Annotated in this window: 24 protein-coding genes; 10 read left to right on the top strand and 14 right to left on the bottom strand. The window is 72.5% G+C overall.

The genetic code is table 11. The annotated features are described in order from the left end of the window. Nucleotides 1–157: 157 nt before the first annotated feature. The 3 genes from PV721_RS16450 to PV721_RS16440 all read left to right on the top strand — a co-directional run bounded on the left by PV721_RS16450 (nt 158) and on the right by PV721_RS16440 (nt 3317). Nucleotides 158–1429, top strand: coding sequence for a magnesium transporter MgtE N-terminal domain-containing protein (locus PV721_RS16450; protein WP_319724786.1), 1272 nt, complete (start codon nt 158–160; stop codon nt 1427–1429). Between the two features lie 85 nt (nt 1430–1514). After that, nucleotides 1515–2114 (top strand): DUF1003 domain-containing protein, encoded by a 600-nt coding sequence (locus PV721_RS16445; RefSeq protein ID WP_319724820.1) that lies wholly within the window; start codon nt 1515–1517, stop codon nt 2112–2114. 42 nt (nt 2115–2156) lie between these two features. Then, complete coding sequence (locus PV721_RS16440; RefSeq protein ID WP_319724784.1) at nt 2157–3317, top strand: Mrp/NBP35 family ATP-binding protein; 1161 nt, start codon at nt 2157–2159, stop codon at nt 3315–3317. 81 nt (nt 3318–3398) lie between these two features. Here the strand turns inward: PV721_RS16440 and PV721_RS16435 are convergent, their stop codons facing one another. The 5 genes from PV721_RS16435 to sigE form a co-directional block, all read right to left on the bottom strand. Next, a complete protein-coding gene (locus PV721_RS16435; protein ID WP_319724782.1) occupies nt 3399–4142 on the bottom strand; it encodes a hypothetical protein in 744 nt (247 codons plus the stop codon). 141 nt (nt 4143–4283) lie between these two features. Beyond that, on the bottom strand, nt 4284–4730 hold the full coding sequence (locus PV721_RS16430; RefSeq protein WP_319724780.1) for a sec-independent translocase: 447 nt from the start codon (nt 4728–4730) through the stop codon (nt 4284–4286). Nucleotides 4731–4872: 142 nt separating this feature from the next. Further along, nucleotides 4873–6234, bottom strand: a complete 1362-nt coding sequence (locus PV721_RS16425; protein ID WP_416371113.1) for a S1C family serine protease — start codon at nt 6232–6234, stop codon at nt 4873–4875. 54 nt (nt 6235–6288) lie between these two features. Then, entirely contained in the window at nt 6289–6951 is a 663-nt protein-coding gene (locus tag PV721_RS16420; protein WP_319724776.1) for a zf-HC2 domain-containing protein, read from the bottom strand. Then, a complete protein-coding gene (gene sigE / locus PV721_RS16415) occupies nt 6948–7727 on the bottom strand; it encodes an RNA polymerase sigma factor SigE (RefSeq protein ID WP_319724774.1) in 780 nt (259 codons plus the stop codon). The genes PV721_RS16420 and sigE overlap by 4 nt, the downstream gene beginning before the upstream one ends. A 177-nt stretch (nt 7728–7904) precedes the next feature. On the opposite strand from sigE, the gene PV721_RS16410 reads away from it, so the two are divergent. After that, nucleotides 7905–8567, top strand: a complete 663-nt coding sequence (locus tag PV721_RS16410) for an O-methyltransferase (protein ID WP_030710037.1) — start codon at nt 7905–7907, stop codon at nt 8565–8567. Nucleotides 8568–8600: 33 nt separating this feature from the next. Here PV721_RS16410 and PV721_RS16405 read toward each other — a convergent pair whose 3' ends face one another. Together PV721_RS16405 and PV721_RS16400 are read right to left on the bottom strand one after the other, a co-directional pair. Next, complete coding sequence (locus PV721_RS16405) at nt 8601–9218, bottom strand: hypothetical protein (protein WP_319724770.1); 618 nt, start codon at nt 9216–9218, stop codon at nt 8601–8603. Nucleotides 9219–9338: 120 nt separating this feature from the next. After that, a complete protein-coding gene (locus PV721_RS16400) occupies nt 9339–9506 on the bottom strand; it encodes a DUF3117 domain-containing protein (RefSeq protein WP_003966491.1) in 168 nt (55 codons plus the stop codon). Nucleotides 9507–9838: 332 nt separating this feature from the next. Between PV721_RS16400 and PV721_RS16395 the strand changes: the two genes are divergently transcribed. Beyond that, nucleotides 9839–10642, top strand: a complete 804-nt coding sequence (locus tag PV721_RS16395) for an enoyl-CoA hydratase/isomerase family protein (protein WP_319724768.1) — start codon at nt 9839–9841, stop codon at nt 10640–10642. Nucleotides 10643–10712: 70 nt separating this feature from the next. Here the strand turns inward: PV721_RS16395 and PV721_RS16390 are convergent, their stop codons facing one another. Both PV721_RS16390 and PV721_RS16385 read right to left on the bottom strand, forming a co-directional pair. Beyond that, on the bottom strand, nt 10713–11291 hold the full coding sequence (locus PV721_RS16390; protein WP_319724766.1) for a DNA-3-methyladenine glycosylase I: 579 nt from the start codon (nt 11289–11291) through the stop codon (nt 10713–10715). Continuing rightward, nucleotides 11288–11644, bottom strand: a complete 357-nt coding sequence (locus tag PV721_RS16385; RefSeq protein WP_319724764.1) for a DivIVA domain-containing protein — start codon at nt 11642–11644, stop codon at nt 11288–11290. Before PV721_RS16385 ends, PV721_RS16390 begins: the two co-directional genes overlap by 4 nt. A 76-nt stretch (nt 11645–11720) precedes the next feature. Between PV721_RS16385 and folP the strand changes: the two genes are divergently transcribed. Continuing rightward, on the top strand, nt 11721–12581 hold the full coding sequence (folP, locus tag PV721_RS16380; protein ID WP_319724762.1) for a dihydropteroate synthase: 861 nt from the start codon (nt 11721–11723) through the stop codon (nt 12579–12581). A gap of 145 nt (nt 12582–12726) precedes the next feature. On the opposite strand, the gene PV721_RS16375 is transcribed toward folP, so the two are convergent. Both PV721_RS16375 and dapE read right to left on the bottom strand, forming a co-directional pair. Next, nucleotides 12727–13485 (bottom strand): TIGR00730 family Rossman fold protein, encoded by a 759-nt coding sequence (locus PV721_RS16375; RefSeq protein ID WP_319724760.1) that lies wholly within the window; start codon nt 13483–13485, stop codon nt 12727–12729. A 64-nt stretch (nt 13486–13549) separates the two neighbouring features. After that, nucleotides 13550–14629, bottom strand: a complete 1080-nt coding sequence (gene dapE / locus PV721_RS16370) for a succinyl-diaminopimelate desuccinylase (RefSeq protein ID WP_319724758.1) — start codon at nt 14627–14629, stop codon at nt 13550–13552. A gap of 85 nt (nt 14630–14714) precedes the next feature. On the opposite strand from dapE, the gene PV721_RS16365 reads away from it, so the two are divergent. Both PV721_RS16365 and PV721_RS16360 read left to right on the top strand, forming a co-directional pair. Beyond that, a complete protein-coding gene (locus PV721_RS16365) occupies nt 14715–15701 on the top strand; it encodes a hypothetical protein (RefSeq protein WP_319724755.1) in 987 nt (328 codons plus the stop codon). Nucleotides 15702–15992: 291 nt separating this feature from the next. Then, nucleotides 15993–16427, top strand: a complete 435-nt coding sequence (locus PV721_RS16360) for an ATP-binding protein (protein WP_319724753.1) — start codon at nt 15993–15995, stop codon at nt 16425–16427. 77 nt (nt 16428–16504) lie between these two features. Here the strand turns inward: PV721_RS16360 and dapC are convergent, their stop codons facing one another. Both dapC and fdxA read right to left on the bottom strand, forming a co-directional pair. Further along, entirely contained in the window at nt 16505–17599 is a 1095-nt protein-coding gene (dapC, locus tag PV721_RS16355; protein ID WP_319724751.1) for a succinyldiaminopimelate transaminase, read from the bottom strand. A 109-nt stretch (nt 17600–17708) separates the two neighbouring features. Continuing rightward, nucleotides 17709–18038 carry a ferredoxin gene (gene fdxA / locus PV721_RS16350; RefSeq protein ID WP_030011906.1) on the bottom strand — a complete coding sequence of 110 codons (330 nt, stop codon included), beginning with the start codon at nt 18036–18038 and terminating at the stop codon, nt 17709–17711. 117 nt (nt 18039–18155) lie between these two features. Here fdxA and PV721_RS16345 point away from each other — a divergent pair, with 117 nt between their 5' ends. Together PV721_RS16345 and PV721_RS16340 are read left to right on the top strand one after the other, a co-directional pair. Beyond that, the gene (locus tag PV721_RS16345; protein ID WP_319724746.1) at nt 18156–19142 is read left to right on the top strand and encodes a GNAT family N-acetyltransferase; all 987 of its coding nucleotides are present in this window, start codon (nt 18156–18158) and stop codon (nt 19140–19142) included. Then, entirely contained in the window at nt 19139–19933 is a 795-nt protein-coding gene (locus tag PV721_RS16340) for a transglutaminase-like domain-containing protein (RefSeq protein ID WP_319724744.1), read from the top strand. The genes PV721_RS16345 and PV721_RS16340 overlap by 4 nt, the downstream gene beginning before the upstream one ends. A gap of 171 nt (nt 19934–20104) precedes the next feature. Here the strand turns inward: PV721_RS16340 and PV721_RS16335 are convergent. Beyond that, on the bottom strand, nt 20105–21132 hold a 1028-nt coding region (locus PV721_RS16335), incomplete at its 5' end, for a peptidoglycan binding domain-containing protein (protein ID WP_416371112.1).

Genomic DNA, 21132 nt, shown 5'->3' with positions numbered 1-21132 from the left:
GTACCCGCCCGTACTCCGCCGTCCGCGACCGCGCCCCAGGTGAGGCGGGCGGACCCCGCAGGACCCCGGGCGGACCGCCCACCAGGACGCTTGCTCGCGGCACGGGCTAGCCTGAGGGCCCGTACGACTGTTGATGGACGCTCTAGGAGGCGCTCGGATGGTTGCAGGCGCCCCGCGGATCTTCGTCTCGCATCTGTCGGGTGTGCCCGTCTTCGATCCCAACGGCGACCAGGTCGGGCGCGTCCGCGACCTGGTCGCGATGCTGCGCGTCGGCGGCCGCCCGCCGCGGCTGCTGGGCCTGGTCGTGGAGGTGGTCAGCCGGCGCCGGATCTTCCTGCCGATGACCCGCGTCACGGGCGTGGAGTCCGGGCAGGTCATCACCACCGGTGTCGTCAACATGCGCCGCTTCGAGCAGCGCCCCACCGAGCGGCTGGTCCTGGGCGAACTGCTGGACCGCCGCGTGACGCTGGTGGCCAGCGGCGAGGAGGTCACCGTCCTGGACGTGGCCATCCAGCAGCTGCCGGCCCGCCGCGACTGGGAGATCGACCGGATCTTCGTGCGGAAGGGCAAGTCGGGGGCACTGCGCCGGCGGGGCGAGACGCTGACGGTGGAATGGTCGGCGGTGACGGGCTTCTCGCTGGAGGAGCACGGGCAGGGCGCCGAGAACCTGGTCGCCACCTTCGAGCAGATGCGCCCGGCCGACGTGGCGAACGTGCTCCACCACCTGACGCCGAAGCGGCGCGCCGAGGTGGCCAACGCCCTCGACGACGACCGGCTCGCGGACGTGCTGGAGGAGCTGCCGGAGGACGAGCAGGTGGAGATCCTCGGCAAGCTGAAGGAGGAGCGCGCCGCCGACGTCCTGGAGGCCATGGACCCGGACGACGCGGCCGACCTGCTGTCGGAGCTGCCGGAGGACGACAAGGAGCGGCTGCTGACGCTGATGCAGCCGGACGACGCGGCCGATGTGCGCCGCCTGCTGTCCTACGAGGAGAACACCGCGGGCGGCCTGATGACCACCGAACCGATCGTGCTGCGGCCGGACGCGACGGTCGCGGACGCGCTGGCCCGCGTACGGCAGGCGGACCTGTCGCCCGCGCTGGCGGCGCAGGTGTACGTGTGCCGGCCGCCGGACGAGACGCCCACGGGCAAGTACCTGGGCACGGTGCACTTCCAGCGGCTGCTGCGGGACCCTCCGTTCACGCTGGTCAGCTCGATCGTGGACACGGACCTGCCGCCGCTGCGGCCGGACGCCTCGCTGCCCGCGGTGACCACGCACCTGGCCGCCTACAACATGGTCGCGGTGCCGGTGGTCGACGAGAGCGGATCGCTGCTGGGCGCGGTGACGGTCGACGACGTGCTGGACCACCTGCTGCCGGACGACTGGCGGGAGACGGAATTCCATTCCGAGGAGGCCTTGGGTGGCCAATGAGAGAGGGCGCTTCGACCGGGGGCGCGGTGAGCAGGCGCGCGAGCGGCGCCGGGAGCAGATCCGGGAGCGGCGCGAGCAGGCCCGGATGCAGGCGCGTGAGCACGGGCTGGCGGTGGAAGCGGCGGAACGTTCTGGCGAACGGGCGGGAAGGTCCGCGCAGAGCACCGGGTCGAGCGCGCTGACCCGGTCGCGGGTGCGCCTGGACCTGCCGCGCGCGCCCCGCCGCTCGCTGCTGCCCGAGTACGACCCGGAGGCCTTCGGGCGGCTGTCGGAGAAGGTGGCGCGGTTCCTCGGCACGGGACGGTTCATCGTCTGGATGACGCTGGTCATCGTGCTGTGGGTGCTGTGGAACATCTTCGCGCCGGACGATCTGAGGTTCGACAAGTACCCGTTCATCTTCCTGACCCTGATGCTGTCGCTCCAGGCCTCCTACGCCGCTCCGCTGATCCTGCTCGCGCAGAACCGGCAGGACGACCGCGACCGGGTCAACCTGGAGCAGGACCGCAAGCAGAACGAGCGGTCCATCGCCGACACGGAGTACCTGACCCGCGAGATCGCGGCCCTGCGCATGGGCCTGGGCGAGGTCGCCACGCGCGACTGGATCAGGTCCGAGTTCCAGGACCTGATCAAGGAGATGGACGAGCGGCGTCTATTCCCGGCGGAACGTGATGAAGGCGACCGCTGACGGGCTTCCCTGAGCCCTGCTACCGAGCCGTACCATCGGGGCATGGCTACCGACACAAGCTCCGCCGCCGCACCTGAGCAGGACGCGATCCTGGACGCTCTGGCGACGGTGAACGACCCCGAGATCCACCGGCCGATCACCGAGCTCGGCATGGTCAAATCGGTGGAGATCGGCGACCGCGGCGCGGTCGCCGTCACGGTCTACCTCACGGTGTCGGGCTGCCCCATGCGCGAGACCATCACCAAGAACGTCACCGAGGCCGTCGAGAAGGTCGCAGGGGTCACCTCCGTCGCCGTCACCCTCGACGTGATGAGCGACGAGCAGCGCAAGGACCTGGCCGCCACCCTGCGCGGCGGCACCGCCGAGCGCGAGGTGCCCTTCGCCAAGCCGGGCTCGCTGACCCGCGTCTACGCGGTCGCGTCCGGCAAGGGCGGCGTCGGCAAGTCCTCGGTCACGGTCAACCTGGCCGCGGCGATGGCGGCCGACGGCCTGAAGGTCGGCGTGGTCGACGCCGACATCTACGGCCACAGCGTGCCGCGCATGCTGGGTGTGGACGGCCGTCCCACCCAGGTCGAGAACATGATCATGCCGCCGTCGGCGCACGGCGTGAAGGTCATCTCCATCGGCATGTTCACCCCCGGCAACGCCCCGGTGGTGTGGCGCGGCCCGATGCTGCACCGGGCACTGCAGCAGTTCCTGGCGGACGTGTTCTGGGGCGACCTGGACGTCCTGCTGCTGGACCTGCCGCCGGGCACCGGCGACATCGCGATCTCGGTGGCCCAGCTGGTGCCGAACGCCGAGATCCTGGTCGTCACCACCCCGCAGCAGGCCGCGGCCGAGGTCGCGGAGCGGGCCGGATCGATCGCCGTGCAGACCCACCAGAAGATCGTCGGCGTCGTCGAGAACATGTCGGGCCTGCCGTGCCCGCACTGCGACGAGATGGTGGACGTCTTCGGCTCGGGCGGTGGCCAGAAGGTCGCCGACGGGCTGACCAAGACGGTCGGCGCGACCGTGCCGGTGCTGGGCTCGATCCCGATCGACGTCCGCCTGCGCGAGGGCGGCGACGAGGGCAAGCCGGTCGTCCTGTCCGACCCGGACTCCCCGGCCGGCGCGGCCCTGCGCGCCATCGCCGGCAAGCTCGGCGGCCGCGCCCGCGGCCTCTCGGGCATGTCCCTGGGCATCACTCCCCGGAACAAGTTCTAGCCGACCGCGGCCCGCACGGGCCGCGCGGGGTGAAAAGGGCACCGCCGGCCGGCGGTGCCCTTTCCCGTACCCGCCGGCCCGCTACTCGTACGTGCCGAGGTCCGCGATCGCCGAGAACCCGAGCCCGTACGCGCTCATCCCCCGCCCGTACGCCCCCAGGTGCACCCCGGTCCCGGTGGAACCCGCGAGCACCCAGCCGAACTCCGACTCCCGGTAGTGGAACGGCGTCGGCTCCCCGTCGACCGGCAGCGACAGCGTCGACCAGTCATCCCCGGCGAGGTCGTCCGCGAGCTCCCACGCCGCCTCGGTCTGCTGGTCGAGCCAGTCGTCGCGCAGGGAGTGGTCCATCTGCCCGGGCCAGCTGTAGGCCAGCAGCCCGGAGCCGGCCAGCCAGGCCGCCGAGGAGACCGAGGTGGCCTCCAGGACGCCGGTGCCGTCGCCGCTGCGGCGCAGCGGGTTGCTCGCCACGGTGATGACCACCGCGAAGCGTTCCTTCTCGCCGGTGGCGATCTCGCCCCGGGCGGACGGCTCGTCGCCGTGACCGGTGGAGCCGTGCTCCACGGTCCCGTCGGCGGCGGTGCCGACCTGCATCAGCCAGCGGGGTCCGCTGAAGGCCCCGTCCAGCCCGTACCAGGGGAAGTCTGCGGCCAGGAAGCCCTCGGCCGTCCGCCGGGCGGCCGGCACGGGTGCGGCGGCCTCCTGGGGCTGTGTGTCGGTCTGCGCGCCGGTCACCGCGTCGGTCTGCGGTTCCTGCGCGGGTGCGGCGGCGGTGGCGGGGGCCTCGGCGGTCTGCGCTCCGACCCGGCTACTGCTCGTCGTCTCCATCTGAGCGGCCTCTCGTTCCGTGGGGTCCGGAACGGCCCTCCCCCTCGCTGGGCTGGGGGGACCCCCTCCCTCGGGCGTCCTGGGTCCGGACAACAGATGGAGGATAGCCACCCGACCGCGGATCGCCGGGCAAGCCGCGTGTCACGTGGCGTCGGCGTCGAAGCGCGAACGCTGTTCAGGGGCCGGGGAGACGGGCTTCTTCAGCAGATCCGGGCCGGTGCCGATGGGCGTGGCGGCGGCCGACGGGGCGGCCGCAGCGGGGGTGGCCTCGTCGCTGTTCACGGCGTCGGCGACGTCGTTGAGCTCCTTGCGGAGGTCGAAGCTGCTGCGGATCTCCTTGAGGTCCTCGTTCTCGGTCAGCTGCTTGCGGATGAACGTCTTCGGATTCAGGTCCTCGAACTCGAAGTCCTTGAATTCCGGGCCGAGTTCGGAGCGGATGTCCTGCTTCGCACTGTCCGAGAACGCGCGGATCTTCCGGATGACGCCCGTCACGTCCTGAATGACCTTGGGCAGCTTGTCCGGGCCGAAAACGAGAATGGCGAGCACCACGATCGTGACGAGTTCGAGTGCGCCTATGTCGTTGAACACCTTGCCGCTCCTCGGCTCTGTATCACTTCGGGCCCGAACACACGGTACCCGGCGTTGTCCTCACACCCATACCTGCGTGCCACTCCGTGGCCGTTTCACCCCCAGACTTCGTCCGGGAGGTGCCCCGGCCGTCACCCCGCGCTCATGATCCGTTCGCCGATCCGAGGACCACCCGGAGCGTGCGTTCCCGGCCCTCGCGCAGCACGGTGAGGGTCAGCGGATCGCCCGGCCGGTGCGCCCTGATCTTGATGATCAGCTCGTCACCGCCCCGGACCCGCTGGCCGTCCACCTTGGTGATCACGTCGCCGGCCTTGATCCCGGCGTGCGCGCCCGGTCCGTCGGCGACCACGGACGGTTTGCCGTCCTCGCCCTCGTCCCCGACCCGGGCTCCGTCGCCCGTGTAGTCCATGTCGAGGGTGACCCCGATGACGGGGTGCGTGGCGCGGCCGGTGCGGATGAGCTCCTCGGCGACGCGCTTGCCCTGGTTGATGGGGATGGCGAAGCCGAGTCCGATGGAGCCGCCCTGGCGGGTGGGGTCGTCCTTGTCGGCTCCGCGGATCGCACTGTTGATGCCGACCACGTGGGCCTTGGCGTCGAGGAGGGGGCCGCCGGAGTTCCCGGGGTTGATGGGGGCGTCGGTCTGCAGGGCGTCGACGTAGCTGATGTCGCTGCCGTCGCCCTTGTCGCCGCCCGCGGTGACGGGCCGGCCGGTGGCGCTGATGATGCCGGAGGTGACGGTGTTCGAGAGGTCGAAGGGCGCGCCGATGGCCACCACCGGGTCGCCGACCTGCACGTTCTCGGAGTTCCCCAGGCTCAGGGGCCGCAGGCCCCGTACGCCGCTGACCTTGACCACGGCCAGGTCGTACCCGGAGTCGCGGCCGACCAGCTCGGCGGTGACGCTTTCGCCGGTGCTGAAGGTGACCGCTATCTCCTTGGAGTCGGCGACCACGTGGTTGTTGGTCAGGATGTGGCCCTGCTCGTCGAGGACGAAGCCGGTGCCCGTGCCGCTGCCCTTCTCGCCCCGCACGTGCAGGGTCACCACTCCTGGCAGCGCGGTGGCCGCGATCCCGGCCACGCTGGCGGGCGCCCGGCCCTTGTCGGCGGCGGCGGCCTGGGGGAGTTCGAGCCGCGTGCTGCTCTGCCGTTCGGCGAGCACGCCGACGTAGCCGCCGATCCCGCCGGCGAGCAGGGCGGTTCCGGCGCTGAGGGCCGCCACCTGCCACAGCCGGAAGCCGCGCCGGTCCCTGCCGCGGTCCACGACCTGCAGCGGCTGCCCGCCCCAGGGGTCGTAGCGCACCTCGCGGGCCGGGGCCGCCCCGTCCGGGGCGGCGTCCTGGGCGGCCGGGGCGCCGTCCTCGGCGCCGGGCTCCTGCCCCGCCTCCTGCCCCGTCCCGTCCCCGGCTCCGGGCCGCGGCGAGGGCACTCCTGCGGGGCGGCCGTCAGCCGTGCCCTCGGGCCGGCTCCACCACTGTGGAGCCGGATCGGTCTGCTGCCTGTCGGCCATGGGCGCTCCCCGCGTACCTATGCGCATGTGCCACCGATTCAACCAGCTCCGGGGTCAGCGCAGCAGGGAGACCGGACGGGCCGGGCCGGCCGGGGCGGGGTGCGCGGGCGGCAGCGGGGTCGCGGCGGTGGACAGGAGGCTCGGGACGGCCGCGGGCGTGGGCATGCGCTCACGCGCCCCGGCGTCGGCCACGGGCAGCGCGGGGCCCGGCCTGGAGGCGGGCGCCGGGGAATCCCGCCGGACGTTCGGGTCCGCGGCCTCCTGCGGCAGTCCGCTGCCCAGTGCGAGCGCGGCCAGCGACACGGCTCCGGCGGCGACGAAGGCGAACCGGCGGCGCGGTCGGCCCACCTCGTGGACGCGGAAGCCCTGCTGCTGCGGCCGGGCGGCCGCGTGCAGCCCGTACGCGAAGGCCTCGAAGGGGTCGGCAGCCTTGGGGCCGGGGCCCGGTGGGCCCGCGGGGCCCGACGGGCCGTCAGGACCGCTGCCGGGCAGCCCCTGCAGCCGCGCCAGCAGTCCTGCGGACAGCGGCGGCGGCGCGCTCTCGACGAACATGGTCTTCAGGCGGCGCTGGGCATCGGCCTCGGCCTTGCACTTGGCGCACGTCGCCAGGTGGGCCAGGACCCGCTCCCGCGCATCGTGCTTCAGCTCCCCGTCCACCAGGGCGGCAAGCCGGTCGCCCAGGTGCTGTTCGGCAGGGGACGGACTGACTCCGCTCACTCGGCTCCGCCCTCTCCCCCGGCGCCGGGGGCGCCCATGAACACACCCGCCAGCGCGCGCTGCTCGGCACGGGCCTCGGGAGACCGGTGCTTGAGCGCCTTGCGCAGGTGCGAACGGCCGCGGTGGATACGGCTGCGCACGGTGCCGAGCTTCACGCCGAGCGTGGCGGCGATCTCCTCGTACGACAGGCCCTCGATGTCGCACAGCACCACGGCCGCGCGGAATTCGGGCGCGAGGGTGTCCAGCGCCTGCTGGACGTCCGCGTCGAAGTGGGTGTCGTGCAGGACCTGCTGCGGGGACGGCTCGCGGCTCGGCAGCCGCTCGGCGGCGTCGTCGGCGAGCGCGTCGAAGCGGATCCGCTGCTTGCGGCGGACCATGTCCAGGAACAGGTTCGTCGTGATGCGGTGAAGCCAGCCCTCGAACGTGCCGGGCGTGTACGTGGAGAGCGAGCGGAAGACGCGGACGAAGACCTCTTGGGTCAGGTCCTCGGCGTCGTGCTGGTTCCCCGTCAGACGGTAGGCAAGGCGGTAGACCCGCGCGCTGTGCGTGCTGACGATCTCCTCCCACGAGGGAGGGGTCCACGCCTGGGAGCCCGCATCGGCGGCAAAGGTCGCGGTGGTTGCGGCGTCGGCGGTGTGGAAGCGGTCAGCAATGTAGGTCACGGATTTCGGCTCACCCGCCGACCAGAAGAGGCGTCTCAGCGCGCCCCTACGATCCACAGGCGCAGCCGCACCTCCCCTGTCGGCTCTGGTGGTGTCCAGTGGAGTCCCTACCATAGCCACCCCCTCTGTCAGCTCCGGATAAGCGTTTTTGCAGTATCTTTACGCAGGTCTTAGGCCCCGGAGCGGTCCCGGTCGCCGATCTGCCCGGCACCGTCCTTCTCGTCCCGCCTCCACCCCTTACAACGCCCGGTCCCATCTGCGGGTTCCCGACGTCAGCGGATACAGTCACCGTTGCGCCAACTATGGGGACAGGAGAGGGTCATTACCGGCAACCGGCAGACGAGCTGGGCGTTCGCCGACGCGTTTGTCGCCGAGGACGACGCTCTGCGATGGGCCCGCGACCGGTCCAGGGAAGCGGGCCTGCGCTCTGTCTCCCCCGGCACCGGGGCCGCGCTGCGCCTGCTGGCCGCCACCGCGGACGCCAAGGCGGTCGCCGAGATCGGCACCGGAACGGGCGTCTCCGGCATCCACCTCCTGCACGGCATGCGCCCCGACGGGGTCCTGACCACGGTGGATCCCGAGCCGGACCGGCAGGCCTTCGCCCGCCAGGCCTTCCGCGCCGCCGGCTTCGCGGGCAACCGCGCCCGCTTCATCCCCGGCCGCGCCCTCGACGTCCTGCCCCGGCTCGCCGACGGCGGATACGACCTCGTCTTCTGCGACGGGGACCCCACCGAGTCCCTCGACTACCTCGCTGAATCGTTGCGTCTGCTGCGTCCCGGCGGGCTGGTGTGCTTCGAGGGGGTCTTCTCCGACGGCCGTACGGTCGACTCCGCGGCCCAGCCGGTGGAGGTGCTCCGCGTCCGCGAGCTGCTGCGCAGCGTCCGGGAGAGCCCGGCCCTGGAAGCCGCACTGCTCCCGGTGGGCGACGGACTGCTCTGCGCCGTCCGTCGCTGAGCGCGGGCGCCGGGCGCCCGGTGCCCCGTCCGGTCAGCTCAGGACGGCGAAGGTGAGGGCGGCCGTGCCGCCCAGGGCGGTGCCGGCGAGGAGCTGAGCCGGTGTGTGCGCCTTCAGCGCCAGGCGGGACCAGCCGACGGCGGCGGCGATCAGAGCCGCGGGAAGCGCCGGCGGGCCGAAGACGAGCGCGAGGATCATCACCGTGCCGCCCGCCACCGACATGTGGACGGATATCTGCCAGCCGACCGTGACCAGCAGGGACGAGACCAGTCCCACGAGCATGGCGACGACGAGCGCGAAGACGTCCCGGGGCGCGCCGAGGACGTGCAGCAGGGTGATCCCGGCGATCACGGAGAGCAGGCTCAGGCCCATCGGGACGAGCCGCTGGCGCCGCACCCGGATGTGCTGGTCGGTCAGCGCCCCGCGGCGGACGCCGAGGACGATGATGCCGATCGGGACCACGCCGCAGAACAGGGCGCCGAGCAGGCCCCAGCCGAGCCCGGTCCACGAGGTGGTGCTGTGCCAGCCGATCAGCAGGAGCAGAGCCACCACCAGGTTCGCCGGCGCCAGGACGTCGGAGAGGACCCGCGCGGCCTTCTGACGGGGGCTGCAGTCGGCGAAGGCGGGCGGCGCGGGCGGGGAGAAGGTCACGGCGTGGCTCCGGCGGGGATCTGTCCTCGAACACGACACAACGCTGCCCCGGCCGCTGATCGCGGTCGGGGCAGCGCAGAGAATGCAGAAGGTGGAAGTGCTGTCAGCGTCCTTGGGGGGTCAGCCGACGACCTTCTTCAGGGCGTCACCCAGGGCGTCCGCCTCATCGGGGGTCAGCTCGACGACAAGCCGACCGCCGCCCTCGAGCGGTACGCGCATGACGATGCCCCGCCCCTCCTTGGTGACCTCGAGCGGGCCGTCGCCCGTCCGCGGCTTCATGGCCGCCATGCTCGTTCCCCTTCCTGAAACCAGCTCATCGTCAGCCGACGGCCCCATTCAGGCGCCTAATACCCGGCATCGAACACATTGCTTCCCAGCCATTATCCCGCATGTCAGGACCCGATGACCAACATCGGCTGGGAACGCTTGGGCAACGCGCTTGACCAAAACCACTCATTTCGGGGACCCGCCTGCGATACTTCGCCGCCGCACCGCGAGATGGGCATCGGCTTTCTTTGACGCACATCACATGTGCGCGTCCCGTCCGGTCCGCCATGCTGGCCCTTGCACGGCCGGTACCGGCCGGTAGCCAAGCCCGCGACGAAGGGGGACCCCCTGCCATGGCCGACAGCGTGCTCTACGAAGTGACCGACGGACTCGCAACCATCACGATCAACCGTCCGGACGCGATGAACGCGATGAACACCGAGGCCAAGGTCGCCCTGCGCGACGCGGTCCAGGCCGCGGCCGGGGACACCGCGGTACGCGCCGTGCTGCTGACCGCGGCCGGCGACCGGGCCTTCTGCGTGGGCCAGGACCTCAAGGAGCACATCGGGAACCTCGCCTCGGACCGCGAGACCGGCTCCTCGCTGACCATGACCACGGTCGCCGACCACTACAACCCGATCGTGCGGGCGCTCACCGAGATGCCGAAGCCCGTGGTGGCCGGGGTGAACGGCGTGGCGGCCGGTGCGGGCTTCGGCTTCGCGCTGGCGGCGGACTTCCGGGTGGTCGCCGACACCGCCTCCTTCAACACCTCGTTCGCCGGGGTGGCGCTGACCGCCGACTCCGGGGTCTCGTGGACCCTCCCCCGCCTGATCGGCGCCTCCCGCGCCTCGGACCTGCTGCTCTTCCCGCGTTCGATCAAGGCCCAGGAGGCGTACGAGCTCGGCATCGTCAACCGCCTGGTGCCCGCGGACTCCCTGCGCGCGGAGGCCGAGGCCGTGGCCCGCACGCTCGCCGCGGGCCCCACGGTCGCGTACGCCGCGCTGAAGGAGTCCCTGGCCTACGGGGCCACCCACTCCCTCGCGGAGTCCCTGGCCCACGAGGACGTCCTCCAGACCCGTGCGGGGGCCTCCGAGGACCACGGCATCGCCGTCCAGGCCTTCCTCGCGAAGCAGCCGCCGAAGTACCTCGGCCGCTAAGCCGTCCCAGTGGTGCCGGGAGTGCCGGCGGGGCCGGGGGCCGTGCGCCCCCGGCGGCCGCCGCACCGGATCAGGCGGGGTGGCGGGAGGTGCAGGTCGCCAGGTGGTCGTTGACCAGCCCGCAGGCCTGCATCAGGGCGTACGCCGTCGTGGGGCCGACGAAGCGGATGCCGGCCTTCTTCAGGGCCTTGGCGAGGGCGGTGGACTCCGGCGTGATGGCCGGCACCTCGGTGACAGCCCGCGGGGCGGGTGCGGGCTCCTCCGGGACGTGGGACCAGATCAGCGCGTCCAGCTCGCCCGGCTCCCACCCGGCGAGGACCTTCGCGTTGGCCAGGGTCGCCTCGATCTTGGCCCGGTTGCGGATGATCCCCTCGTCGGCCAGCAGCCGCTCCGCGTCCCGCTCGTCGAACGCGGCGACCGCCGCGATCCCGAAGTCGGAGAAGGCCTTGCGGAAGCCCTCGCGCCGCCGCAGGATCGTCAGCCAGGACAGCCCCGACTGGAAGGCCTCCAGGCACAGCCGTTCGTACAGGGCGTCGTCGCCGTGGACCGCGCGGCCCCATTCGGTGTCGTGGTAGGCCACGTAGTCCGGCGTGGACAGCGCCCACGGGCAGCGCAGCAGCCCGTCCGTTCCGGCCAGCACGCCGCTCACCGCTCACCGCCCTTGCCGAGGTCGACCCGGTCGGCCACGTCCGCCGGCGCCGCGGCGGGCCCGGCCGCCGCGGCGGTCAGCTGCGCGATCCGCGCGTCCCGCTCGGCCAGTTCCGCCGCGAGCCGCTCCAGTACGTCGTCCACCTCGGCCATCCGGTAGCCGCGCGGCGCGACGGGCAGCCGCAGCGCGTCGATGTCCGCGCGCACGACGGGCCGGCTCTCCGGCAGCCCGTCCGCCACCCGGTCCGGCTCCGCCTCCGGCAGGACGGCCTCCGAGCCGCCCCCGATCACGGCCAGGGTGACCGCCGCCACGACCACGACCAGCGCGATCATCAAGAAGAAGAACACGATCAACTCCCCTGAGAGACTCCGGCCACCAGGTTAAGGTCGCAGGCGAGGCGCAAGGGCCGCCGAAGGAGGAAAGAGCAGGATGCTGCGACTGGGCAGGCGCGAGTTCGACACCCACGAGCCGGTGATCATGGCCATCGTGAACCGGACTCCGGACTCCTTCTACGACCAGGGCGCGACGTTCCGCGACGAGCCGGCGCTGGACCGTGTCGAGCAGGCGATCGCCGAGGGCGCCGCGATCATCGACATCGGCGGGGTCAAGGCGGGCCCGGGCGAGCACGTGGACGCGGCCGAGGAGGCCCGGCGCACGGTCGGCTTCGTGGCCGAGGTCCGGCGGCGCTTCCCGGACGTGGTGATCAGCGTGGACACCTGGCGGCACGAGGTCGGCGAGGCCGTGTGCGAGGCCGGCGCGGACCTGCTGAACGACGCGTGGGGTGGGGTGGACCCCAAGCTGGCGGAGGTCGCCGCCCGCTACGACGTCGGCCTGGTCTGCACGCACGCGGGCGGGGTCGAGCCGCGCACCCGGCCGCACCGGGTCGTGTACGAGGACGTGATGGAGGACATCCTGCGGGTCACGGTCGGCCTCGCCGACCGCGCCGCCGCCCTCGGCGTCCGCCGGGACGCGATCATGATCGACCCGGGCCACGACTTCGGGAAGAACACCCGCCACTCGCTGGAGGCCACGCGCCGGCTGGAGGAGATGACGGCGACGGGCTGGCCGGTCCTGGTCTCCCTGTCCAACAAGGACTTCGTCGGCGAGACCCTCGACAAGCCGGTCAAGGAGCGCCTGCTGGGCACCCTGGCCACGACGGCCGTGTCCGCCTGGCTGGGGGCGCAGGTCTACCGCGTCCACGAGGTCGCCGAAACCCGCCAGATCCTCGAGATGGTCCGCTCCATCCAGGGCCACCGCCCCCCGGCCGTCGCCCGCCGCGGCCTGGCCTGACCCATCCGGGACACGTCGTCGGAGGGCTCCTCGACGACGTCCACCAGGGGGCGGATCCGCGCGTGCAGGCGTCGAAGTCCTTCACGAACGGGAGTGGTGAGCGGCCCGGGCCGGGCGCCGTCGGCCGGGCCCGGGCTGCTGGGGGCTACTTGCCGACTTCCTTCGTCACCAGGGCGATCGCCTCGTCCACGTCGTCCGTGACGTGGAACAGGTAGAGGTCCTTCTCCGAGGCCTTGCCCTGGGCGATCACCGTGCCCCGCAGCCAGTCGATCAGGCCGCTCCAGTACTCCGTGCCGAACAGCACGATCGGGAAGCGGGTGATCTTCTGGGTCTGGACCAGGGTCAGCGCCTCGAACAGCTCGTCCAGCGTGCCCAGGCCGCCCGGCAGGACGACGAAGCCCTGGCTGTACTTCACGAACATCGTCTTGCGGACGAAGAAGTACCGGAAGTTCAGCCCGAGATCGACGTGCTGGTTGAGCCCCTGCTCGAACGGGAGCTCGATGCCGAGGCCGACCGAGATGCCGTTGGCCTCCCGGGCGCCCTTGTTGGCCGCCTCCATCGCCCCCGGACCGCCGCCGGTGATCACCGCGAAGCCGGCGTCCACCAGGGCACTGCCGATCCGTACGCCCGCCTCGTACTCGGGCGTGCCCGCGGCGGTGCGGGCCGATCCGAACACACTGATCGCGGGCGGCAGCTCGGCGAGCGTGCCGAAGCCCTCGATGAACTCCGACTGGATGCGCAGGACCCTCCAGGGATCGGTGTGCACCCACTCGGAGGGCCCGGCGGAGTCCAGCAGCCGCTGGTCCGTCGTACTGCCCGCCTTGATCTGGCTCCGCCTCCTCAGCACCGGCCCGAGCTGCTGCTCCTCGGGCCGACGACGAGCGGTACCTTCGGGGTTGCCCATGATGTGCTCCCTCCTGCTGATCGTTGGATCAGGGTAGGCGCACAAAGGTGACGAGAAGCGGAATTCAGGAGGTCAGCCAGGCGCGGAGTCGTTCCTCGCAGTGCAGGATCGCCTTCGTCTCGACCCGCTCGTCGACCTTGTGGGCCAGCAGGGCGTCCCCCGGGCCGTAGTTGACGGCCGGGACGCCCAGCGCGCTGAAGCGGGAGACGTCCGTCCAGCCGAACTTCGGCATGGCACGGCCGCCCACCGCCTCCATGAAGGCCGCGGCCGCCGGGTGGGAGAGGCCGGGGAGGGCGCCGCCGGAGGAGTCGTCGACGACGAACTCGGCGATGTCGCAGTCGGCGAACACCTCCCGCACGTGCGCGAGCGCGTCGGCCTCGCTGCGGTCGGGGGCGTAGCGGAAGTTGACCGTCACCGTGCACGCGTCGGGGATGACGTTGTTGGCGACGCCGCCCTCGATGCGCACCGCGTTGAGGCCCTCGTGGTACTCCAGGCCGTCGATGACCGGCTTGCGCGGCTCGTACGACGCGAGCCGGGCCAGGATCGGGCTCGCCGAGTGGATGGCGTTGGAGCCCATCCAGCTGCGGGCGGAGTGCGCGCGCTCGCCGGCGGTGCGCAGCAGAACGCGCAGGGTGCCCTGGCAGCCGCCCTCGACCTCGGCGTTGGAGGGCTCCAGCAGCACCGCGAAGTCGCCCGTCAGCCAGTCGGGGTGGGCCGCGGCGACCTTGCCCAGGCCGTTGAGGTCGGCGGCGACCTCCTCCTGGTCGTAGAAGACGAAGGTGAGGTCCCGGTTCGGCTCGGGCACGGTCGCGGCGATGCGCAGCTGTACGGCGACACCGGACTTCATGTCGGTGGTGCCGCAGCCCCACAGGACGTCGTTCTCGTCGAGGCGGGACGGGACGTTGTCGGCGATCGGCACGGTGTCGAGGTGGCCGGCGAGCACGACGCGCTCGGCGCGGCCGAGGTGCGTGCGGGCGACGACGTTGTTGCCGAAGCGGTCCACGGTGAGGTGGGGCAGGCCGCGCAGCGCGTGTTCCACGAGGTCGGCGAGTACCTTCTCGTCGCCGCTCACGGAAGGAATGTCGACGAGCCGGGCGGTCAGCTCGGCGGCGTCCAGGGTGAGGTCCAGCTCGGATTCGGACATGGAATGACCCTAACGCCCCGGACTGGGGCGGGGCCTCGCCGTCCGGCCGGTGGACGCGTCATATGCCTCAAGTACGGTGGGCCGCGTGTCCGAGAACCGTGATTCCCGTCCTCGCCGCCGCCGGCCGCTGCGCGCGGCCGTCGGTCTGCTCGTTCTCCTCGCGGTGATCGGCTACTTCGCCGTGCAGCGCGCCTCGAACGGCGGTGGCGGCGCCCCCTTCTGCGTGGCCAGCGTGAACGCGGGCAACTACGACGGAACCTCCGAATCGTACGAAATGTCCCCGGAGCAGGCGGCGAACGCGGCGACGATAGCCGCCGTGGGCGTCGCGAAGGGCCTGCCCGACCGGGCGGTGACCATCGCGCTCGCGACGGCCATGCAGGAGTCCGCGCTGCGCAACCTCGACCACGGCGACCGGGACTCGCTGGGCCTCTTCCAGCAGCGGCCCTCGATGGGCTGGGGCACCCCGGAGCAGATCACGGACCCGGTCTACTCGGCCGGCATCTTCTACGACCGCCTCGTCGACGTGCCGGGGTACTCGCGGCTGCCGCTGACGGTGGCCGCACAGAAGGTGCAGCGCAGCGGGTTCCCGCAGGCCTACGCGAAGCACGAGCCGGACGCGACCGTGCTGACGGCGGCCTTCGGCGGCGACGGCACCCTGGACTGCGGCGGCCCCGCACCCACCGGGCCGGGCGACCCGGAGAAGGTACGGAACGAAATGACCCGGATCTTCGGCAAGGACGGCCTGCACACCCTCGCCCCGCAGACCGGCCAGGCGGGCCAGGCCGGCCGGAACAGCGGCGGGGGCAAGGGCGGCCCGGAGGTCGAGGTCACCCTGAGGGAGAAGGCGAACGGCGGTGAGGCCGCCACGCGCCACAGCCGGGCGATGGCCTACTGGGCGGTGGCCAACGCGAAGGAGCTGGGCATCTCCCGCGTGTCCTACGGCCTGCGCGCCTGGATCGCGGGCCAGGCCCGGGGGCAGTGGCAGCACAAGGGCGGTACGGGCGCGAAGGACGGCGACGGGGATCCCCGCAACGCGAACCCGGGCGAGGTACGGATCTTCATGGCCCGCTGACGTCCCCGGCGTGCCGGGGCGCCGGCGCCGGCCCCCCGTCGGGGCCCCTCGCGACACGCCGGACGGGCATCCGGGCGCCCGTGCGAGCGGTCACTCCTGCGAGCGTGATCCGTTCGGTGGGCCATGACCCCCGGGAGGGACGGAATCCCTGGTCGGCCCGGGTGCGATGCGCTTGTCGCGGAAGCCGATTAAACGATGCGTTACCGATCCTTTACCGTTCGGCACCGCAACTCCACCCGCCCCGCGAGCGGTTAGTCACGGCGTACTCAGCCGCTACCGCTTAGGAGCAACATGTCTCTCCCCCTGACCCGTCGGATCGCCCGTGCCGCGCTGCTCCTCGCAGCCGGGGCAGCGCCCGTGGTCGGTGCGGCCGGCGCGGCCAGCGCCGCCGGTCTGGAGTCCGTGCCGCAACTGGGCGCACTCACCGCGCAGGACGCGCCCGGTGCCCTGGCCGGCACGACCACGGACGCGGCCACCGACGCCGTGGGCTCCACCGCCGAGACCCTGCCGGCCCCGGCCGCCGACGTGGCCGGCAAGGCGGGGGGCCTGCTCGGCGGGCTGCCCGCGGCGAAGGAGCTGCCGGTCTCCGAGCTGCCTGTCTCCCAGTCGCCGGTGTCCGAGCTGCCGGTGTCCGAGCTGCCGGTGTCCGAGCTGCCGGTGTCCGAGCTGCCCGTGGGCAGTGTCCTGCCGGCAGGACTGCCCGGTGGCGCACCGCTGGGCGGCTGACGCTCGCGGGAAAAACCGAGGGGGCCGGGAGTGCGAACTCCCGGCCCCCTCGGGCTGTTCCCGGCCCCGCCCGGCGCTCAGCCGAGGCGCTTGACCGCCGCCTCGACGCGCTCGTCGGTGGCGGTGAAGGCGACGCGCACGAACCGCGCGCCCGCCTCGCCGTAGAAGTCGCCCGGCGCCACCAGGATGCCCAGGTCCGCGAGGTGGGCGACCGTCTCCCAGCAGGGCTCGTCCCGGGTCACCCACAGGTAGAGGCTCGCCTCGCTGTGCTCGACCCGGAAGCCGTGTGCCTCCAGGGCCGCACGCAGCGCCGCACGGCGGGCCGCGTAGCGCCCGCGCTGCTCCTCGACGTGGGCGTCGTCGCCGAGCGCGGCGACCGTGGCCGCCTGCACCGGGGCCGGGGTCATCATGCCGCCGTGCTTGCGGATCTCCAGGAGCTCGCCGAGCACGTCGGCGTCACCGGCGATGAAGGCCGCCCGGTAGCCGGCCAGGTTGGAGCGCTTGGAGAGGGAGTGGACGGCGACGATCCCCCCGTACGAGCCGCCGCACACGTCGTCGTGCAGGACGGAGACGGGCTCGGCGTCCCAGCCCAGCTCCAGGTAGCACTCGTCGCTGAAGAGCAGGATCCCGTGCTCGCGCGCCCAGGCCACGATCCGCACGAGGTCCTCCTTGGCGAGGACCTTGCCGGTGGGGTTGGACGGGGAGTTGAGCCACAGCAGCTTCAGGCCGGACGGGTCGAGCGCGGTGGGGTCGTCGTAGACGACCGCCTCGGCGCCGCACAGCCGCGCCCCGACCTCGTACGTCGGGTAGGCGAGCCGGGGGTAGGCGACCTTGTCCCCGGCCCCCAGGCCCAGCTGGGTCGGCAGCCAGGCCACCAGCTCCTTGGAGCCGACGACCGGCAGGACGTTGCGGTGCTCGGCGGCGCTCGCGCCGAGGCGCCCGCGCACCCAGCCCGTGATCGCGTCGCGCAGGGCGACCGTGCCCCAGACCGTCGGGTAGCCCGGGGAGTCGGCGGCCTCGATCAGGGCCCGCTGGATCAGCGGCGGGACCGGGTCCACGGGCGTGCCGACGGACAGGTCCACGATGCCGTCCGCGTGGGCCGCCGCCGTCTTCTTGTACGGCTCCAGCTTGTCCCAGGGGAAGGCGGGAAGACGGTCGGATACTGCGGCCACGATGGTCTCTGCTCTCTCTGAGTACTGGCTGGTAGCGGGTCCGCAAACGCCTCGGTCCCGTGCGGCGACGAGGCCGTACGGGACCGAGGGGCGCGTCTGCCTGAAGGGGTCAGTGCTCGCCGTTGATACCGGCAGGCAGCGCGGCGACGAAGGGGTGATCGCGTTCGATCAGGCCCAGCTTGGAGGCACCACCGGGCGAACCGAGCTCGTCGAAGAACTCGACGTTCGCCTTGTAGTAGTCCTTCCACTCCTCCGGAGTGTCGTCCTCGTAGAAGATGGCCTCGACCGGGCAGACCGGCTCACACGCACCACAGTCGACGCATTCGTCCGGGTGGATGTACAAGGACCGCTGGCCCTCGTAGATGCAGTCGACGGGGCACTCTTCGATGCATGCCTTGTCCTTGACGTCGACACAAGGCTCCGCGATGACGTAGGTCACGCTCTCGTTCCTCCTCGGTAGGGCTTTCCATATCGCGCGGGAGCGCGGCGTCGTCGATGCCCGCACCTAGTATCTCCGTTCCCGGGCACGATCCGAACAGGAGGGGCGGACAGAGCTGTGGAAATCAACGCCGGTGGACTGCTGGAGGTCCGAATTACCCCGGCTGACGTGGGTAAACGTGTCTCTGTACGACGGGTGGAGGCCGGGCTGAGCGGATCACCCGAGTTCACGGACACGGTCGGTGTTCTCACATCCTGGGACCAGGGTGTGCTGCTGATCACAAAGAAGAACGGGCAGTCCGTCCGCATCGCGGAATCCTCCCTGGTGGCGGGCAAGACGGTGCCTCCGGCGCCAGCCCGGCGGCGGGGTCCGGCGGCCTCCTTCGAGGAGCTGTCGCGGGTCGCGGCGCGGTCCTGGCAGCCGCTGGAGAGCGAGCCGCTGGGCGACTGGACGCTGCGGGCGGCCGCCGGGTTCACCCGGCGGGCCAATTCGGTGCTGGCGGTCGGCGACCCGGGGATACCGCTGGACGATGCACTCGCGCGAGTGACCTCCTGGTACGCGGAACGAGGGCTTCCGGCCTATGTGCAGGCCGCGACCGGAGCCGTCGGCACGCAGGAGCTGCTCTGCGCGGAGCTGGAACGGCGGGGCTGGGCGTCCGAGGTGTCGGCGGAGGTACGGATCGGGGCGCTGGCGACGGTGGCCGACGTGGCGGCGCCCGCCGCCGGATCCGTACGGCTGACCCGTGTCCCGGACGAGGCGTGGCTCGGGCGCTACGGGAAGGTCGACGACCCGGACGTGGCCCGGCGGCTGCTGGTGGAGGGCCCGTCGGTGTGGTTCGCGTCGCTGCCCGGGGGCCGGGCGGTCGGGCGGTGCGTGGTGGACGGGCGCTGGGCCGGCTTCTCGGCCGTGACGGTCGATCCCGTACAGCGGCGGGCGGGCCTGGCGACGGCCGTGATGGCCGCCCTGGCCGGCAGGGCGCTGGAGGAGGGCGCGTCGGCGGCGTGGCTGCAGGTCGAGACGGACAATGCGGGGGCACTGGCCCTGTACGACGGGCTGGGCTTCGCGACGCACCACACCTACCACCACTACCGGGCGGCGGGGTGAGTCCGGCGGGCCGGCGGGAGCAGTTCGCGGCGGAGGCCCGGTCGGAGCGGCCCGATCTGGCGCTGCTGTGCCTGCTGCTGGCGACGGAGGCGGACCCGGACCTGGACGAACGCGCCATGGACTGGGCGCAGATCGAGCTGGACCGGCTCGCCGGGATGCTGCCGTACGGGCTGCGGGGCGCGCGGGCGTGGGCGTCGGCCGTGACGGAACTGCTGGGCGGGCGGCTCGGCTTCCACGGCACCCCCGCGGACTACGGCCGGCTGTCGTCCTCGCTGCTGCACGAGGTCCTGCGGCGGCGGCGCGGCCTGCCCATCCTGTTGTCGGTGGTGTGGCTGGAGGTCGCCCGGCGGGCGGGGGCGCCGGTGTACGGGCTGGGGCTGCCGGGGCACTTCGTGGTGGGCTTCGGGGACCCGGAGGAGGGCGTGGTCGTGGACCCCTTCGCGGGCGGCGCGTCCTTGGGCGCCGGGCCCGCGGAGCTGGCGTCGGGGCCGCGCACGCCGGCCGGCACCCTGGACATCGTGCTGCGGATCCTGGGCAACATCCGGGCGTGGGCGTCGACCCGCCCGGAGCAGTCCGGGGTGGCCCTGTGGGCGCTCGAACTGTCGCTGCTGCTGCCGTCGCATCCGGCGGCGCTGCGGTACGAGCGGGCGCGGCTGCTGGTGGAACGGGGCTCCTTCCAGGAGGGGGCGGCGGCGCTGGACGCGTACGCGGACGTCGTCGCCGCGATCGACGCCGACGCGGCGGCGCGCATCCGCGCCGAAGCCGTCTCCGCTCGCGCCCTGCTGAACTGACGGGGTTCGGGCGCGCCGCAGAGACCGGGGGCCGGCCCCCTTACGGCGCTCCGTGCCCGCGCCTCGATCGCCGGCGGGGCCGGCGGACGGCACGTCGTGTGTGCCGGGACGTGACGGTGCCCCCGCCCGGGGTCCGGGCGGGGGCACCGGTGCGTCGTGACGGGGCGGAGGCTAGTTCGCGTTGGTGTCGATGACGACGGTCCGCTCGGCCGTGGTCTTGCCGCGCAGGGCCTTGCCGAGGGCGCCTGCGACGTCCTGCGGGGTGACCGCCGTCTTGGCGCCGGTGCCGCGGGTGATCAGGACCCCGTCGAAGGTGTTCCCGTAGACGGCCTTGAGCGCCTCCAGGTCGAACTTCTCGGTGAGGCGGCCGTCCACGGCCTGCATGCTGAGGAACTTCGGCAGGGACTTGGAGCCGAAGGGGAGGGACTTGCCCCCCGCCTTGACCGTGGCGATGGCGGACATCGCGGGCTCCGCGAAGTCCTTCATCGCCCGGTCCAGTTCGGCCTGGTTGATGACCGGTTCCTTGGTGGTGGTCGGCAGTTCGGCCACGGCCGCCTTGCCGGTGGCGACCTGGTCGCGGAAGGCCTTGTTGACCAGTTCGACCGAGGCGTCCACGTCCAGGGTGGTGCCGGGCTTTCCGGGGACGGCGACGGCCTTGCCGGTGTCGAAGGTGATCGTGCCCTCGGTGGCCGAGCCCGCCGTGCCGGCGAGCTCTTGGAGCGCGACCTGGAGCTTCTCCTCGTCGACCGGCATCACGGGATCGGCGACGCGCTCGTTGCCGAGCAGCGATCCGATGACCGTGACGGGGTTGTAGTCGCTGCCGGCCGCGTTGCGGACGGTGGTCTGGCTGTCCAGGGTCAGCCCGGCCTTGTCGGGCTTCAGCTCGACCTGCTTGCCGCCGACGCTGAGCTGGATCGGGGCGGCGGCGCGGGTTCCGAAGGCCGTCTGGAGCTTGGCCGCGGCCTCGTCGCGGCTGCCGCTGATGTCGACGCCGAGGACGGTGGTGCCCTTGGGGACGTCGGAGTGGTTCAGGAGCAGCCCTGCGCCGTAGGCCACGACGATCAGGGCCACGACCCCGCCGCCGAGCAGTGCCAGCTTGGAGCGGCCCTTCTTGGCGGGCTTGGCCGGCTTGGCGGCTTCGGCCTTCTGCTGCGCGGGCACGGGGCGCGGGGCTGCTCCTGAACCACTCCGACGTCCCC

It is taken from the genome of Streptomyces sp. MB09-01, assembly GCF_033794505.1.
Classification (GTDB): domain Bacteria; phylum Actinomycetota; class Actinomycetes; order Streptomycetales; family Streptomycetaceae; genus Streptomyces.
The sequence above is the reverse complement of the archived record's forward strand: the minus strand, read 5'-3'. Positions and strand labels throughout refer to the sequence as shown.